17 protein-coding genes are annotated in these 16,432 nt (G+C 44.3%); 2 read left to right on the top strand and 15 right to left on the bottom strand.

What is annotated here, in order from left to right; translation table 11 throughout:
* Nucleotides 1-8: 8 nt before the first annotated feature.
* The 10 genes from ACN0RF_RS03000 to ACN0RF_RS03045 all read right to left on the bottom strand — a co-directional run bounded on the left by ACN0RF_RS03000 (nucleotide 9) and on the right by ACN0RF_RS03045 (nucleotide 10,078).
* Nucleotides 9-1,394 carry a sodium-dependent transporter gene (locus ACN0RF_RS03000; RefSeq protein ID WP_417438015.1) on the bottom strand — a complete coding sequence of 462 codons (1,386 nt, stop codon included), beginning with the start codon at nucleotides 1,392-1,394 and terminating at the stop codon, nucleotides 9-11.
* A 110-nt stretch (nucleotides 1,395-1,504) separates the two neighbouring features.
* Nucleotides 1,505-3,562 (bottom strand): carboxy terminal-processing peptidase, encoded by a 2,058-nt coding sequence (prc, locus tag ACN0RF_RS03005; RefSeq protein WP_417438016.1) that lies wholly within the window; start codon nucleotides 3,560-3,562, stop codon nucleotides 1,505-1,507.
* A gap of 9 nt (nucleotides 3,563-3,571) precedes the next feature.
* Entirely contained in the window at nucleotides 3,572-4,198 is a 627-nt protein-coding gene (proQ, locus tag ACN0RF_RS03010; protein ID WP_011234519.1) for an RNA chaperone ProQ, read from the bottom strand.
* On the bottom strand, nucleotides 4,191-4,481 hold the full coding sequence (locus tag ACN0RF_RS03015) for a hypothetical protein (protein ID WP_011234518.1): 291 nt from the start codon (nucleotides 4,479-4,481) through the stop codon (nucleotides 4,191-4,193). The genes proQ and ACN0RF_RS03015 overlap by 8 nt, the downstream gene beginning before the upstream one ends.
* Nucleotide 4,482: 1 nt before the next feature.
* On the bottom strand, nucleotides 4,483-4,956 hold the full coding sequence (locus ACN0RF_RS03020; protein WP_417438017.1) for a GAF domain-containing protein: 474 nt from the start codon (nucleotides 4,954-4,956) through the stop codon (nucleotides 4,483-4,485).
* On the bottom strand, nucleotides 4,953-5,252 hold the full coding sequence (locus ACN0RF_RS03025) for a YeaC family protein (protein ID WP_034820849.1): 300 nt from the start codon (nucleotides 5,250-5,252) through the stop codon (nucleotides 4,953-4,955). Before ACN0RF_RS03025 ends, ACN0RF_RS03020 begins: the two co-directional genes overlap by 4 nt.
* A 3-nt stretch (nucleotides 5,253-5,255) precedes the next feature.
* Nucleotides 5,256-5,585, bottom strand: a complete 330-nt coding sequence (locus ACN0RF_RS03030; RefSeq protein WP_011234515.1) for a Zn-ribbon protein — start codon at nucleotides 5,583-5,585, stop codon at nucleotides 5,256-5,258.
* A 130-nt stretch (nucleotides 5,586-5,715) separates the two neighbouring features.
* Nucleotides 5,716-7,392 carry an alanine/glycine:cation symporter family protein gene (locus tag ACN0RF_RS03035; RefSeq protein WP_417438018.1) on the bottom strand — a complete coding sequence of 559 codons (1,677 nt, stop codon included), beginning with the start codon at nucleotides 7,390-7,392 and terminating at the stop codon, nucleotides 5,716-5,718.
* Nucleotides 7,393-7,437: 45 nt separating this feature from the next.
* Nucleotides 7,438-8,565 carry a M14 family metallopeptidase gene (locus ACN0RF_RS03040; protein ID WP_034820843.1) on the bottom strand — a complete coding sequence of 376 codons (1,128 nt, stop codon included), beginning with the start codon at nucleotides 8,563-8,565 and terminating at the stop codon, nucleotides 7,438-7,440.
* Nucleotides 8,566-8,632: 67 nt separating this feature from the next.
* Entirely contained in the window at nucleotides 8,633-10,078 is a 1,446-nt protein-coding gene (locus ACN0RF_RS03045; RefSeq protein ID WP_011234512.1) for a glyceraldehyde-3-phosphate dehydrogenase, read from the bottom strand.
* A gap of 138 nt (nucleotides 10,079-10,216) precedes the next feature.
* Here ACN0RF_RS03045 and ACN0RF_RS03050 point away from each other — a divergent pair, with 138 nt between their 5' ends.
* Entirely contained in the window at nucleotides 10,217-11,023 is an 807-nt protein-coding gene (locus ACN0RF_RS03050) for a DUF2989 domain-containing protein (protein ID WP_417438019.1), read from the top strand.
* Here the strand turns inward: ACN0RF_RS03050 and msrB are convergent.
* A complete protein-coding gene (msrB, locus tag ACN0RF_RS03055; protein ID WP_034820836.1) occupies nucleotides 11,005-11,406 on the bottom strand; it encodes a peptide-methionine (R)-S-oxide reductase MsrB in 402 nt (133 codons plus the stop codon). The genes ACN0RF_RS03050 and msrB overlap by 19 nt on opposite strands.
* Nucleotides 11,407-11,509: 103 nt before the next feature.
* Here msrB and pyk point away from each other — a divergent pair, with 103 nt between their 5' ends.
* Nucleotides 11,510-12,940 (top strand): pyruvate kinase, encoded by a 1,431-nt coding sequence (gene pyk, locus ACN0RF_RS03060; RefSeq protein WP_417438020.1) that lies wholly within the window; start codon nucleotides 11,510-11,512, stop codon nucleotides 12,938-12,940.
* Here pyk and ACN0RF_RS03065 read toward each other — a convergent pair.
* Genes ACN0RF_RS03065 through ACN0RF_RS03080 form a run of 4 tightly spaced genes read right to left on the bottom strand, consistent with a single transcriptional unit; the run spans nucleotide 12,937 to nucleotide 16,383 of the window.
* The gene (locus ACN0RF_RS03065; RefSeq protein ID WP_417438021.1) at nucleotides 12,937-13,782 is read right to left on the bottom strand and encodes a DUF6279 family lipoprotein; all 846 of its coding nucleotides are present in this window, start codon (nucleotides 13,780-13,782) and stop codon (nucleotides 12,937-12,939) included. The two genes, pyk and ACN0RF_RS03065, sit on opposite strands and share 4 nt — an antisense overlap.
* Before the next feature lie 2 nt (nucleotides 13,783-13,784).
* Nucleotides 13,785-14,603, bottom strand: coding sequence for a LytR/AlgR family response regulator transcription factor (locus ACN0RF_RS03070; protein ID WP_034820827.1), 819 nt, complete (start codon nucleotides 14,601-14,603; stop codon nucleotides 13,785-13,787).
* Entirely contained in the window at nucleotides 14,600-15,694 is a 1,095-nt protein-coding gene (locus ACN0RF_RS03075) for a sensor histidine kinase (RefSeq protein ID WP_011234506.1), read from the bottom strand. The genes ACN0RF_RS03070 and ACN0RF_RS03075 overlap by 4 nt, the downstream gene beginning before the upstream one ends.
* The gene (locus ACN0RF_RS03080; RefSeq protein WP_417438022.1) at nucleotides 15,694-16,383 is read right to left on the bottom strand and encodes a flagellar brake domain-containing protein; all 690 of its coding nucleotides are present in this window, start codon (nucleotides 16,381-16,383) and stop codon (nucleotides 15,694-15,696) included. The genes ACN0RF_RS03075 and ACN0RF_RS03080 overlap by 1 nt, the downstream gene beginning before the upstream one ends.
* Nucleotides 16,384-16,432: the final 49 nt, after the last annotated feature.

The raw sequence follows: 16,432 nt of genomic DNA on the forward strand, positions 1-16,432 counted from the left end.
TATTCAACCTAAAGTTTTATAAAGCCGATCAGCTGTAAAAAAATAATAATGATAGCGACTGGAGAAATATATTTAACACACAGTAGCCAGACATCGAAGATGCCCTTTTTTGTATCCAGCTCGTCTTTCGTGAATTCCGAACGCATTACCCAGCCCGCTAATAAAGCGAGCAGCAAACCACCTAGCGGCAACAGTAAGCTTGATGTCAAAACGTCAATAATATCAAAGAGTGACTCAATTGGCTTACCTAACCATTCGGAATCTAATTGAGCCCAGCCGGAGCCGGCAAATGAATGGATAGTCAACTGCCCCAGAAGCCATAGCACTCCGGCAGAAACTAAGGTTGCCGGCCAGCGGCTTAAGGAAAATTTTTCTGAAACAAAGGCAACCGATGATTCAATCATGGCAATTGCCGAGGTAAACGCCGCAATAACCAGCATAATGAAGAATACAGTTCCGACAAAGCCTCCGGCAGGCATCTCACTGAAAGCTAAAGGCAAGGTAGTGAAAATAAGGCCCGGACCTTCGCTTGGCGTTAAGCCGTAACCGAAAACTAGAGGAAATATTGCCAGCCCCGCTAACAACGCGACAAAGGTATCAATAACAGCAATCCATACACTGGTTTGTACTATGGAGGTTTCTCTTGGTAAGTAAGCGCCGTACATAATCACAACACCGGAAGCCAACCCCAGAGTGAAAAAAGAGTGGCCTAGAGCGACCATAACACCGTTAACACTCAACTTGCTGAAGTCCGGTTCGAACATAAAGCCAACGGCCGTAGAAAAGTCACCAATACTGCCGGAATAAAGAGCTATACAAACCAGTAACACAATCATGCAGGGAAGTAAGAAGCGTACTGATCTCTCCAGACCGTTCTTAACGCCGTTGCCAACCACCAAAATGGTAGCGACAACAATCAGGCTATGCCAGATCATCAATTCGCCGGGCGACGCTTGCAGAGCATCAAAGGTTTTGCCTACTGCTTCGGCAGAAGCATTGGTAAACACACCCTGTGCGGCTTTAAAGACATAAGCCAGCGCCCAGCCCGCTATAACCGCGTAGAAGCTTAAAACCAGATAGCCGGTCAACATTCCCAGCCAACCTGCAACTTGCCAGGCCGAATGCTTACCCGATTCCAGTGCGACAGATTTAGCCGCGTAGCCTGGTGAGTGTCGGCCACGACGGCCAATAATCACTTCGGCCATCATAATTGGAATGCCAATGGCTAAAATACAAAGAAGATAAACCAGAACGAAGGCACCGCCGCCGTTCTCGCCCATAACGTAGGGAAATTTCCAAATATTGCCTAAACCCACAGCGGCAGCTGAGGAGGCCAGTATAAAACTTAACCGACTTGACCATCGGCTTGATATCGCCTGATTATTTGTTGTCATTATTATTAATCGTTTGTGTTCATTAACGCGCTATATGACCACAAAACTGGGGTCTATGACAAGCGCACAAAAAAATACCGCCGTAAAGGCGGTATTTTTAAAAGATTTATTTAATTTGAGGCGAGTTGATTATTATCAATAAAATCAAATGCAACTAGAGCCGCTTGATCGAGCAAAGGGTCAATCTCGGTAAATTCTTCAGGAGCATCTTCAACGTCTTCTACAGGCTCTTTACCTGCACGTTTTAAACGTTCGTTAACTCGCTTAAGCTGCCTATTCTTTTGCTGCTCTTGTTTCTCTTCACGTTCAGCTAACACCAGACTGACCCAAGTCTTATCTTTTTCCTCTCTGAAGCGTTCTATTTCTTCAAATATATAAGAAAACTCAGGGTCTTCTTCAATTCTCTGGTTTAACTGTTGTTGCAGCTCTTTCACTTCGGCGTTATTAATTTCACCAACAGGGCTATAGCTCGCTTTATCAATTTTATCCCAGGGTAACGCGTTATCCTCTTTGCTTTCACCCCAGTCTGAAGCTTCAACAAACGAAGGGAACTCAACGTCTGGTTGAACGCCTCTTAACTGCGTACTGCCACCATCTATGCGGTAGAATTTCGCAATTGTATATTGAACGCTGCCTAAAGGCTTATCGTAGAAATCGAAGCGACGAGCCAGTCCGCGATGCTGCTGCACTGTACCTTTACCAAAGGTGTTTTCGCCTATGATCAAGGCACGTTCGTAGTCCTGCATAGCGGCAGCAAAGATTTCTGATGCCGAGGCACTGTAACGGTCAACCATAACGAACAATGGTCCGTCGTAGTACGTTTTCCCGTCTTTATCTTCACTGACATCAATACGTCCACGACCATCGCTAACCTGAACCACCGGACCTTTATCAATGAATAAACCGCTTAAGCTAATAGCTTCGGTTAACGCTCCACCACCATTACCGCGCAAATCTACCACCAGACCTTCTACTTCGTCGCTTTGTAGATCTTCTATCAGCTTTTTCACATCAGCAGTCAGGTTATTATAAAACCCGGGAATTTCGATAACACCAAGACGACGACCTTTATACGGCCCCTCTTCAAACTCTTTAACTTCAGCTTTCGCTGCACGGTCTTCAAGTTTGACTTTGTCACGAACAATTTCAACTTCACTAGGTGTGCCACCAGCACCCTGACTGGCTTTTAAAACCTGCAAACGAACCGTTGTGCCTTTAGGGCCTTTAATTAGCTCAACAACATCATCCAGACGCATACCGATGACATCAACGAATTCTTCTTCGTCTTCGCCAGTGCCCTGACCTACAGCAATAATTTTATCTTCCGGAGAGAGCTCATCGGTTTTATCCGCAGGGCCACCGGGGACTAAGCTGCGAATAATGGTGTAATCATATTCCGACTGAAGTACAGCGCCAATTCCTTCCAATTCAAGATTCATATTTTGCTGGAACCGCTCTGAGTTGGAAGGCGAAAGGTAACTTGTGTGCGGCTCAACTGAACGGGCAAACGCGTTCATAACGGTTTGAAAAACGTCTTCGCTTTTCGATTTTGTCAGTCGATTTAATGCACTGTTATAACGCTTGCCGAGTGTCTCAACTATCTCTGGCCACTCTTTACCGGCCAGTTTCAAATTAAGCGCATCGTATTTAACACGGTTTTGCCAAAGCTCATCCAACTCTTCTTTGGATTCCGCCCAATCAGCATCTTCACGATCGTAGTAGTACTTGTCACCCTCAACCGAAAAATCCATGGGCTTGTCTTCGTCCAGTATAGACAGCGCATACTCGTAACGCTGAAAACGTCGCTCAAGACTTTTCTGATAAATGTCGTAAGCAACATCAAGCTCCCCCCGTTTCAGCATGTCATCAAACAAATGACGATACTCCTGGGCGGCTTCTATATCCTCTTTCAGAAGAAACATTTTGCTGTAATCCAGCAAGTCAAAGTAGCGCTCATGAATTTGCTCAGATAACTCGTTATCCAGCGTCAAACTACTGAAGTGATAACGAGTAAAGTAGGACGCAATACGCTCACTGGCTGTATCATGCTGAGCTTCCTGCTCTAACTCTGGTAATTCACTGATCTTGTGCTCTGGCGGTATGGCAACCGCAGCAGGAACAACACACATCAGTGCCAATGCACATTTCTTTACAGCCCAGTGTTTCATTGACTACTCCTAAGCGCGCAGAAAAATCTTATCTGCTTTAACTTTCATAATTAAACCGTTTTGCAACTGAACCTGAACGTCGTCCTTGTCCAGCTCTAAAACTGTTGCTGACATGGGGGTATTCCCCGCTTTTACCTGAACCTGTTGACCAACAGAAAGCTTGTTGAGTTCCACATCTGCCAATTTAACTTTTGGTTTGGCCGGTTTTTTTGCGGTTTTCGGTTTAGCTTTTGCTGTATTTTCAGGTTTATCTTTAGCCGGAGCTTTTTTCGCGGCAGCCTTGTTGGTTGCTTTGTTTTTCTCTGCAACTTTAGCTTTAGATTCTTTTAAAGTCTCTTGCGCATGCTGCTGATGTTCTTCTGTAACAGCTTCTACCTGCTCGCCGTCTAAATTCACTCGCTGAGCACCCGTTTTAACGCTGTATAGATACCGCCAGCTATTGGTGTAATGACGCAGAGCTGTTCTTAAACGTGTTTTACTTACTTTGTCATCGTCCTCAAGGCGTTTCGCCAAATCCTCAAAAATACCAATTTTTAAAGGTTTGGCATCGCCTTTAATAGTAAAACAGTCTGGAAACTGTTCGGCTAAATAGGCAATGACATCTTTACTTTTCGTCAGCTTTTCAGGTTCACTCATTCCATTCTTCTTCCTGTTCGCGGACAACTTTCATTAAGTTTCGAACATAGTCGTCCATTTCATCAAATGACAAATCTAGCAATGCAGGCTCTTCAATCCAGTCGTACAAAGTACGGCGAACCATTTCTTCAAGCTGCTCTGTTGTATCGTCATCCTCTCGTAATGCATTAATAAGATGCAGCATTTCATTTATTTTATCAGCGGCTTCTTCTTCATGCTCTTCAAAGAAAATAACATCTTGTTTGGTTACTAAATAACTGTGAATATCGAATTCAACAAACATATTATGACTGCAACCCTTGCCAATTCAGAGTTTGGCAGTGCTCAGCAATAGCCTGAATGGCTTTTGCGTCTTCTTCGCTAAAGCGCCCCACGGACGGGCTGTCGACATCCAGTACCGCAACGGTTTTGCCGTTAACAACTATAGGTGCAACAACTTCACTATTTGATGCTGAGTCACAAGCTATATGTCCGGCAAATTGGTGAACATCTTCGACTCTCTGGCAGGTTTGGGTTTCTGCAGCAACGCCGCAAACGCCCTTGCCAAAAGGAATACGAACACAAGCGACGCGGCCCTGAAACGGACCTAACACCAATTCGTTATCGGAACGGGTAAGGTAGAAACCTAACCAGTTAATGTTTTCAATGTGCTCGTAGAGTAGCGCAGAGATATTCGCAAGATTTGCAATTAAATCGGGCTCATCTTCTGTTAAGGCCCGGCTTTGGGCTAATAAGTCAGAATACAGCTGAGAGCTCATAATTCGCCTTCTTGTTGGTCGAGTTTGAAACGAGCAATTTGTTCGCCAGAGTCAGTTTTGAACTGCTCTTTTAATTGCCGTTTGGTTTTCGTAATTATTTCGCCGTTAGCACCTATAGTAAAAGCTTCCTCAGTGCTGGCGTACCGAGCCTGGTAAGCCATAACTAATTGGATGGAGTTTTCACGTTGCTCATCAGTTAAACGATTACCATCTGGCCATTTACCGGTTTCAACCGCCTGAACCAGACGCTCGTAAATGTCCTGATTCATACTTTTAATTAAGTCGTCGAATTGCATAGTTTATCGCTTTTTCTTTTTTAAAAAGACAAGCTGCACGCGGTTGATTATAAACCAAACTAATCCCCCGACCATTAAGCCAACGGCAACGCTGTATTGCCACGTTTTAGGCATAGGTTGCTGAAGGAATAAGTAAGTAAAAGCGGCAATCGATATCAGTAAGGCGAGCATTGAACGGGAAACCAGCTTGTCGGATTTTTCCTGCTTTATCCGTATGGCTTCACGCTCGATATCATCTTTAGACTGACCGGCCAGAACAAACTGGCAATGAGGGCACTCTTTTACTTTGCTTGAAATTCGCTTATTACACGAAGGACATTGTGTTAACGCCATAAACTACCTATCTCTTATGCAGTCCTTGCAATATAAGGCTTTTGCTCTCAATTTCAAGCATTGCGAGGGAATAAAAAATAAAACGGCCAACTTTGGGTTGACCGTTTTGCTTTAATTGACCGTTATTACATTACTTTTTCTTGTCGGCATCGCCAAAGTCTTTCCAATAGGACTTCACCGTCGATTTCATTTCCTTATGAAGCAAAATCATCCCCAGTAAGTTAGGTAAGGTCATTAGAACGATAGCAACGGCGGAAGCTGTCCAGATGAGAGTCGTATCTGCAAATGACGCCCAGAAAAAGCCTGCGACATAAAGTATGCGGTAAGGCATAACACCTTTTTGGCCGACCAGATAAACGACCGCCCTGTCTCCGTAGTACGACCAAGCTATTGCAGTAGAAAAAGCAAACATTAGCAGAGTAATGGGAATAATGTACTGTCCGTAGTCTCCGAAATACCCATTAGCAAAAGCCAGTGAGGTCAGAGCCGCGGAATGCACAAGTGACTTCCCGACAACTTCGATGTCTTCTTTAATCAAGTTACCATTTTCAATTTTCACCTGACCGTTGTAAGCATCTTCTCCGGCAATAATGAAACGCACGTCTTCAGCGACCGAGCGTGCATGCAAAATAGTGATTTCACCATTAGTCTGCGCCTTACCATCAACAACATTCAGCGTACCCGAATAGCGTTTAATTTCAGTATCGTCGTAGTCGTTCAGGTATCTGTAAAGCTCCTGCCGGTCTTCTTTGTCAACATCATTGTACTCACCAACAACGAAGTCCAGATCGCTTCTGGCAAAGTTATTCTCAAACTTCTCAGTCCAAACTCCGGAAGACAAAATAACCAGACCGGTTAAAGTACAGATTAAGATGGTGTCCAGGAAAGGCTCAAGAATTGAAACTAAACCTTCAGCAACAGGATCTTTGGCTTTAGCTGATGCGTGTGCAATTGGAGCAGAACCCTGACCCGCTTCGTTCGAGAATAAGCCACGGTTTACACCACGGTTAAAGGCATAGGCAAAACTAGCCCCAAGGAATCCGCCTGCAGCCGCTGAACCAGTGAAAGCGTCACTGAAAATAGAAGCAAAAGATGAGCCGATATTATCGATATTGAATAGAATTACGCTCAAAGAACCGATGACGTAAACAATTCCCATAATAGGAACGATTTTCGAGGTAACCGCTGCTATTCGCTTGATGCCACCAATAATGACCATTGCCAGTAAAATAGAAAGGATAGCCCCTGTCCAGACTGGATCAATTGAAAAAGTCTGTTCCATTGACTGCGCAATATTATTGATTTGCGGCATATTACCGGTGCCAAAGGAACTAACAATAGTCGCAATTGCAAAGATAACCGCTAACCATTTCATATTAAGGCGGCGATCCATGTAATACATTGGTCCGCCAGCCATGGTGCCATCTTCGGTTTTTACACGGTATTTATGCGACAAGGTAACTTCGACAAACTTCGTGGTCATACCGAGGAATGCCGTCATCCACATCCAGAAGATAGCCGCCGGGCCACCCAGGAATATCGCCAGTGCAACACCACCAATATTACCGGTACCTACAGTACCTGATAACGCGGTCGATAAAGCCTGAAAGTGACTGGTATCACCTTGTGAGTCTTTTTTATCGAATTTCCCTGCCAGTACTCTCCAGGCATGTCTGAAATAGCGTACCTGAGGAAAGCCAAGATACAGTGAGAAAAATAAGCCCACACCGAGCAAAATAAACGGGAAATAGGCAGCAGAGCCTAAAAACCCGTCAATCCAAAGCAAAAAATTGTTGAGCGCTTCCAAGGAAGACCCCCTTTGTTGTTATTATTTTGTGATCCAACTCTAGTTTTAACGCAATTTTGGTGAGACTGCCAATATTGCGGTTAAAACATCTTCTCCTAAACGCTGACAACGGGCGACTGACCAGCCGAAATCTTCGTCAGGTAAGTCTGCATTGTCTTTAAACGGCATTTCCAGCGTATAAGACAAACACTTAAAACGCTCACCTACCGCAGAGTTTGCGACGGTCATATTCGCTTTACCCGGCTCATCCAGTTCATAACCATACTTCGTCTGGAACTCTGGAGTTGCAGCTAAAAAGGCTGACTTGAAAGTGTCTTCTAAGTCTTTATGGCGCTCGTCATATGAAGGAATACCTTCACAGCCTGCGACAAAGTTATAAGGCAAAGCCTCATCACCATGCACATCAAGAAACATATCTACACCGGTTTCCTGCATGCGTTTTAGCACATAAAAAACTTCCGGGCTTTTTTCCAGGCTTGGCTCGGCCCATTCGCGGTTCAAGTTAGTGCCAACGGCGTTGGTCCTAAGGTGGCCACGGACACTGCCATCCGGGTTCATGTTTGGTACAACGTAAAAGACGTTTTCGTCTAACAGCTTACGGGCAACGCCATCTTCGTCGTCCAGTAAACGTGTAATTAAGCCTTCCATAAACCATTCAGCCATTGACTCACCCGGATGCTGGCGTGCAGTCACCCAAATGGTATTTTTGTGCTCAGCGGGTTCACCTATAACCAATAAGTTTAATTCACGGCCGTCTATCGTTTCGCCTAATAGCTCGTGATAACAGTCAATTGACTGTTGAGCTGATTGAACCAGATCCTGGTGACGCTCATACGAATAAGGGATGAAGTACGCATAATAAACGCTTTCTTGTTCTGGTGTATGACGAATAGTCAGCTCTTTGCCATTGTACTCCGTCGGAACCCGGAACCAGGTCTCACGGTCATATGAGGCAAGTGCCTGGTATTCTTTCCAACCGTCGGGGTAAGCAGAGTCAGATGCATTTTCAATCGTCATCACGTGCTCTTCGCCGGCTTCAGCAAACAGCTTAAAATGGAACCATTGGTAAAAATCAGACTGCTGATCTTTTTTGATAGCTAAACGAATGTTATCGGCATTGTCTGAACTGATAACCTGAATATTGCCACTGTCAAAGTTTGCAGTGATATGCATACTTCACCTTTATGTGTTGTTTCTGAGAAAGAGAGTAGAAAAAAAGCGCCCGCAGGCGCTTTTTCCATTATTTAGGTAAATTAGGAACCTTAAGTCCGGCCATAGCTTCAGCCACACGAATAACCTGGCAACTATAGCCAAATTCGTTGTCATACCAAACGTACAGTACTGCTCTGTCGTCTTCTACTATTGTTGCCTGAGAATCAACTACACCAGCATGACGTGAACCCACTAAGTCGGAAGAAACAATTTCAGTTGAAGCGGTATAATCAATTTGGTTAGCCAGTTCTGAATGCAACGAAACCTGACGCAGATAATCGTTTAATTCATCGCGACTTGTCGACTTTTCAAAGTTCAGGTTCATTATTGCCATTGACACATTCGGGGTTGGTACGCGAATGGCATTACCTGTCAGTTTACCTGCCATTTCCGGAAGAGCTTTAGCAACGGCTTTAGCTGCGCCGGTAGAGGTAATAACCATGTTCAGAGGTGCTGAACGGCCACGACGTTCGGCAGTATGGTAGTTATCAATCAGGTTCTGATCGTTAGTGTACGAGTGAACGGTTTCTACGTGACCATTACGAATACCAAACTCGTCATTTATCGCTTTGAGTACAGGCGTAATCGCATTGGTGGTGCAGCTTGCTGCAGAAACGATTTTATCACTGTCTTCGATCATTTTATCGTTCACACCAAACACGATATTCTTGATATCACCTTTTGATGGAGCCGTCAGAAGTACCTTATCAACACCTTTTGATTTCAGGTGCAGACCCAGGCCATCTTCATCTTTCCAGATACCGGTATTATCGATAACAATCGCGTTATTAATACCGTACTGGGTATAATCCACTTGATCCGGTCCATTAGAGTAAATCACTTTAATACTGGTACCGTTAGCTTTTATGCTCTGGCTATCATGGTCAACAGTTATTGAACCGTTGAATAAACCATGAATTGAGTCACGGCGCAGTAAGCTTGCCCGCTTTTCTAAATCACCATCGCGACCGCCGCGAACAACAATAGCACGTAGGCGCATTTTGTTGTTGCCGCCATTACGTTCAATTAACTGCCGAGCCAATAAGCGCCCTATCCGTCCAAAACCATATAAAACGACGTCACGAGGCTCGATATTATCTTCTGAGTCAATGATGTCTGCTAACTCACGTTTGACGTAATCTGTAACCGATAAACCATCAGCTTTATCACCAAACAAGTAGCCATAGGCGAGTTTACCTAAATCAACGCGTGCCGGGGACAGCTTCAGCTCTGCCATAGCCTGCAAGAACGGAAAGCTTTCGCGTAAACGAACTTTCTGCCCTTCGTGGCGAAGAATAAGACGGTGTGCCTTAATAATATTAATGGTCGACACGTTCAGTAATGAACGGCCATAAACCAAAATTTCCACACCGAAGTTCCGGTACAACTTCCCAAGCAAAGGTTGCATCTGCTCGGCGAATTCCTGACGTTCCTGCCAACTTGATAAGGTTGGATCCTGCTGGTTAGAGTTCATAGTGAGCCCTGTCCTCTATGGTAATGTCTGTGAGCTTATAAAGTGCTACGCTTAAAAACCGCGATATTGTACTGAAAAGCTTGGCATGAAGCCAATTTTACGAAACAATTGTGTTTCACTAAAAAAATGTTGATATCTATGTTTAAAAAAATTGTTATTACAAGTGCTGTTCTAGCCTTAACCGGATGTATGGAAGGGAAACCGTCAGTCAGTGAGATCTGCGAGTCTACACCTGGTATTTGTAGCGATTTAAATACCGACAACTGGTGCAGTGTAGAACGTAGTAAACTCATATATAGTCGTTATGACCGCAGCCTGAACGATACGAACGAAAACCAGTACTTTGTCATGAGGGATCTGGAAGAGTACTCAAAATGTATCGAGTTGGCCGCAACACTTGAAATGACAAAATCCAAAGAGAAGCAGTCGGAACGTTTAGAAGCCTTTATTAATTCCCGAAAAAATATAGAGAAACTTGCTGACGAAACCACTGATTCCGAACACCCTCTATGGTTATACTGGCATTGGGCTAACCGAAGCGACCAAGGTGCACTGGACAGGCTGTTGGCGTTAGAAGGCACCAAGAAAATGGAAACGCCTGAGCTTAAACTAGCGCTAGCCACCTATTATACTAAGAAAGACTCACAAAAAACCTTTGAGCTTCTGTACAGTGCACTTCGATTGTATCGTCCCGATGACAGAGTTAACCCTGAAATACCTTCAACGTTAGTGTCTATGTATTTAAAAGAAGGCAATGGCCCTGAAGCTTATGTCTGGTCCCAGGTTGCCTGGCAGTTCGGCCAGAAAAACCTGGATAAAAACAGCATGAAATCAATTGTTAATGCCAGCGAAGACCAGTACGAAGACTGGGATGAGCGCGCTGAAGACATTGTCGATAAAATTGAAGCTGGCAAATTTCGTGGTTACTACTCATCGTCCTCGTGACGCATTGCCAGTGAGTTAACGCAATACCGTTGTCCGGTTTCTGTTGGGCCATCGTCAAATACGTGGCCCAAGTGCCCGCCACATTGACTGCAGAGTATTTCAGTACGGGTCATGCCATGGCTTGAATCTTTTACATAGTCAATTGAGCCTTTTATGGCTTCATCGAAGCTTGGCCAGCCGCAATGCGCATCAAATTGATGTCCGGCTTCAAAAAGTTTCTGACCGCAGCCGGCACAACGGTAAACGCCGTCTTTATCACAGCTCAAGTACTTTCCGGAAAAAGGCCGTTCGGTGCCCTTTTCTCTTAATACATAATAAGCTTCATCGCCCAATATTTCGCGCCACTCCTGTTCACTTTTGTTACTCCAGTCGTGTTCACTCATATTTGCTTAACTCCTTTATCTTTCAATTAAATTTCGTACTACTGTAACAGTCCATGTGCTAAACTTAAGCTTAAATTCATGGGTAAATTTGCTGAGGTTTTGCATGCTTCGTCGTACCAAAATTGTGACTACTCTCGGGCCAGCTACTGACTCTGAGGAAACGCTCAGAGAATTGATTAAAGCCGGTGCCAATGTTGTTCGTTTAAACTTTTCTCACGGCAATGGTGACGATCACAAGCAACGCGCTTCCATGGTCAGAAAAATTGCCCGGGAATTAAACGCCCATATTGCCATTTTAGGTGACTTGCAGGGACCCAAAATTCGAGTTGCCCGCTTTCAACAAAAACAAATTACGTTGGCTGTCGGTGATAAGTTCATTTTAGACGCTGAACTTGGAAAAGACAGCGGCGATCAGGAACGTGTCGGCCTCGACTATAAAGACTTGCCAAAAGATGTCAGCCCAGGCGACCTTCTGTTACTGGATGATGGTCGTATTCAATTAAAAGTTGAAGAGATTGATGGCAGCCAGGTTAAAACAGAAGTGACCGTTGGCGGTCTGCTTTCCAATAACAAAGGCATTAACCGTCAGGGTGGTGGCTTATCAGCCGCCGCATTAACAGAAAAAGATTTAGCGGACATTAAACTGGCTGCGGAAATTAACGTAGATTACCTTGCGGTTTCATTCCCCCGCTCTGGCGACGACATTAATCAGGCTCGTCACTTGCTCCGGGAAGCCGGTGGACAAGGCGTATTATGCGCTAAGATTGAACGCGCCGAAGCCGTTGCCAGCGAACATGCATTAGATGACATTATCAGAGCATCCGATGCCGTTATGGTTGCCCGTGGCGATTTAGGCGTCGAAATTGGTGATGCGCAATTGGTGGGTAAGCAAAAACAAATTATTTCGCGTGCACGCCAACTAAACCGTGTGGTTATTACCGCGACTCAAATGATGGAGTCGATGATTGAAAACCCAATGCCAACCCGCGCCGAAGTGATGGATGTTGCCAACGCCGTACTGGATGGTACAGATGCCGTAATGCTGTCGGCTGAGACGGCTGCCGGTAAACATCCAGTAGCAACCGTAAAAGCCATGGCTGAAATTTGCCTGGGTGCAGAAACACATCCAACCGCTCAGTTACGCCACCAGGATCTGGAAGAAATGTTTTCCAGCATTACCGAGGCGACAGCCATGTCTGCCATGTACGCAGCCACCCACTTGAATGGGGTCAAGGCCATTATAGCGTTAACTGAATCCGGTTTTACTGCCAAGCTTATGTCGAGAATTACTTCCCATTTACCGATATTTGCATTATCCCGCCATCCGCAAAGTCGCGACAAATCAGCTTTATACCGTGGTGTTTACCCTATAGATTTCGATTCTACTAGTGTCAGTAATCCGATAACTGAAGCTATTGAGGTAGTGAAAAAAAGTGGACACATAAAAGCCGGTGATTTAATCATACTAACCCACGGCGATGTAATGGAAACCGTGGGCTCAAGTAATACCTGTAAGATGATAGAAGTTCGTTAATCGCTAAAATCATCAATTAAAGAGTCAAGAAGGTCGATGTATTCATCGGCCTTTTCTATCACTTTTTTGCGTTGTTCCCCAGTCAGGCTCTGATACATATCCCACAAGAATTCTTTACGAAGCTGGCTATTTTTATCCGCTTTTTGCTGAAGCTCTTCGCTTCTTAGTTGTTGTGGGTCAAGAATTAATGCTGATAATTGATTTTCATCTACAGGTTGCTTCAGCAACGCTTTCTCAAATTCACCTAACCAATTTGAGCGATAGCTTAACCATTGCTCACGTAATTCAGGAGAATCAGCCACCCAGCTGCGTAATAACTTATCCTGCTCTTTAGTTAGAGAACCAATGATATCTTCTAAGTCCTCTTCCACTTCCGAAATACGGTCCAGCCTTCTTAGTATCGGGTTCTCTTCCTGGTCGTCCTGAAAACGTTGATAACGCTCTTCCTGCGCTTCTTCTAATCGACGAATAAGCTGTTGCCGTTGCTTGAGAGACAGCATCACTAATAAATCCGCTTCTGCTTTGGCTCGTACTAAAACATTATCCCAGAACGTCCAGAGCTTATCTTCAAAGTCGCCTATATCGCTTTTGCTCAGCGTCTGCTTATCGACCTTATCTCTCAGATTTTTCAGTTCATTTCTGTACAAGGGCAGCTGGGTTTGTGCATGCCAAATATGCAGTTCATCAACTTTTTCTGACAGCAGCTCTTCCTGCTCACCGGTTAAATCAACGTAATCTTTTATTTCCCACTCAACCAGAGTGTCAGCGAACTTGTAGCCAAGGTTCGCCGTGCACCCTGCTATCAGGATTAAAAAGGTTATTACTGCCAGCAGTCGATACATGATTAGCTCAGAATAAGTTGTTTAATTCGGTCTTTATAACTACGGCTTACTTTCAGTTTTTGACCATTTTTTAATTGTAAATGGTATTCGCCATTTTGCTGGTTACAGAGCTTTTCAACCTGTTTGATATTAACAATGGCCGAGCGGTGCACCCGCTGAAACAATTTAGGATTTAAGTCCTGCTCCAGTTCTTTCATTGTGCGTCGCAGAATATGGGTATCGTCACCAGCATGTATGCACATATAATCTCCGGCGGCATCAATCCATTTAATATCTTTAACAGCAACCCGGGTTATCTCACCGCTGTCCTTTATGGCAATATGGTCTGGGTATTGGTCTGCAGTGATATTTTCGCCCGAAGCCAGTTTCTCTAATAACGTGTGAGTATCTTGCCCGGTTACCTCTGCAACTAAACTGATGAGTTTGTCCTGGTGTTCGTCGTTAACCGTCTGATGTTCATTTATAACGCGATTAACGCATTCAGCCAAGCGGTCGTCATCAACGGGCTTCAACAAGTAATCTAACGCTCTGACCTCAAAGGCTTTGATAGCGTAGGTGTCATAAGCGGTCACAAAAACCACGGTTGGCAGCTCATGCCCTTTTTCCTGAACTGCTTTTAATACTTCAAAACCATTAAGCCCGGGCATCTGTATATCGAGAAAAATTAAATCAGGGTTATTTTCGATAATGACATCGACGGCTTCCCTGCTGCTTTTGCACTCAGGCATTAACTGCAGTTGTTCAAACTCCTGTAAACGAATAGCCAAGCCCTTTCTGGCTAAAGGTTCATCGTCAACAACCAGGGTTTTCAATCGATTCATCTTTGACTCTCCAACATTTCCATCGGAATGGTAATACGAACACAAAGACCGCTTTCAGCACCCTTTAGCATTTCAAAGCGATACTGCTTGCCATATAAGGATTTAAGCCTTTGGCGAGTGTTATTAAGCCCGACACCGTCTTTGCGGAATAGCTTTTCCGGATCGGTTTCTATTTTCGGCCCATTATCACACACCTCCAGAATAAGATTCTCTTTTTCTGACCAGGAACGAACTCTGATTTTCCCCACCCCTTCTACATTTGAAATGGCATACTTAATTGAGTTCTCGATTAAAGGCTGGCAGATTAAGCTAGGAACCAGAGCATTCTTAGTTTCATCTGACAAATGAATATCAATTTCAAGCTGCTCGTCAAAACGTACTTTTTCGATATCCAGATACAAAAGCAGCGCATCCACTTCTTTTTCCAAAGTCACTTTTTTAATCGGTTCATTATCTAACGAAAAACGCAGGAAGTGGCTTAGCTTATTCACCATTAAATTCGCTTTCTCATTCTCTTTTAGCAAAATAAGCGTAGAAATTGCGTTTAAGGTATTAAACAAAAAGTGCGGATTGAGCTGGTATCTCAGCATTTTCAACTGTGCCTGATGCGCCATAGATGAAGCCAGTAACGCTTTTTGCTTCTCCTCCTGCAGCATCTGATAATACTTAATACCAAAATAAAGCCCGCTCCAGCTAAGAATGATGTAAAACTTGGCCAAACTGTTTTTCAAATAGAAAAAAGGACTGTCCGGGCGAAACCCAAATTTATAAATTTCCCAGTAAGTTGCATTATCAACAATGGCCCAGGCCACGGCGGTAACATAGGAAACCACAATGGCAATTAAAACCATAAGCGCCGGGGGAAATTCCCATATACGCCGATACAAATAACGGAGCGGAATGGTACTCAAAAAGCCGGCATAAGCCCCCAAAATAATAATGAGGGTGTAGATATCCCGCATTTCATGCATTAGTGACCCTATGTAGTTCACTAACGCATAACCTATCCAGCCTCCCGCCTGCAGCAACCAAAAGAACCGGTTACGGTTATCCATCAATAGTTGCCACTGCGTTTTTATCGGTTTTTCCATTATGTTGAGGACTCTAAACGCGATAACTCGTCAATATCCACCAGGCTTCCGGAGAAAAGCGAGTTAACCTCGTCCTTCTGGTTCCCCATAAACTGGACACCTAACTCAAGCTGGTCATCCACTTGCTTTACTTGCCGGACTATAGCTTTAAGAGTTAAGTCGCCGTTATTTTTCTGTTCTATTTTTAAAACAATTTTGCTGCCATTTTCCCAAAGCTCGTCTATTTTCCCTTCGGGCTTTTCATGCTTAAGACGACATCCGCTCTCAGATACATCCAGCACGTGTCCCCTGAAAGTTTTCTCTTCACCTTTTATTGACTGCCCTGAAACTGAAGCGGGCAGAAAGGCGTCGAACCGGCGCCCTTTTCTAATAACCCGGTGCTCAATCTGATTTGGCCACATGATAAAGAGCATTTTTGTTGGGTGCGAGATGACATAGCTTATTTCACTGCGAAACGCGCAAATTTCACCACTTTCGTTTTCTAGAACAAAGCGGACAATGACCGGGGTTTTTTCCTGCAAAAGATCACGCATGTCATTGTATTTACGTGCGTCAGGCATATTAACGATAACCCAGCGCTCGTTAACCGCACCAATGAACTCTGAATAAAACCGAGCCGGAACGTTCGAATTGGACAGCTGAACTTCTATTTTCTGACCTGTAACGAGCTGCGAAATTTTGCTTGGCATAGGGGTCTCTTTGCGATGAATCAATATGTTACTATGATCGCTAGTTGTC

It is taken from the genome of Idiomarina sp. (assembly GCF_048260185.1).
Taxonomy (GTDB): Bacteria; Pseudomonadota; Gammaproteobacteria; order Enterobacterales; family Alteromonadaceae; genus Idiomarina.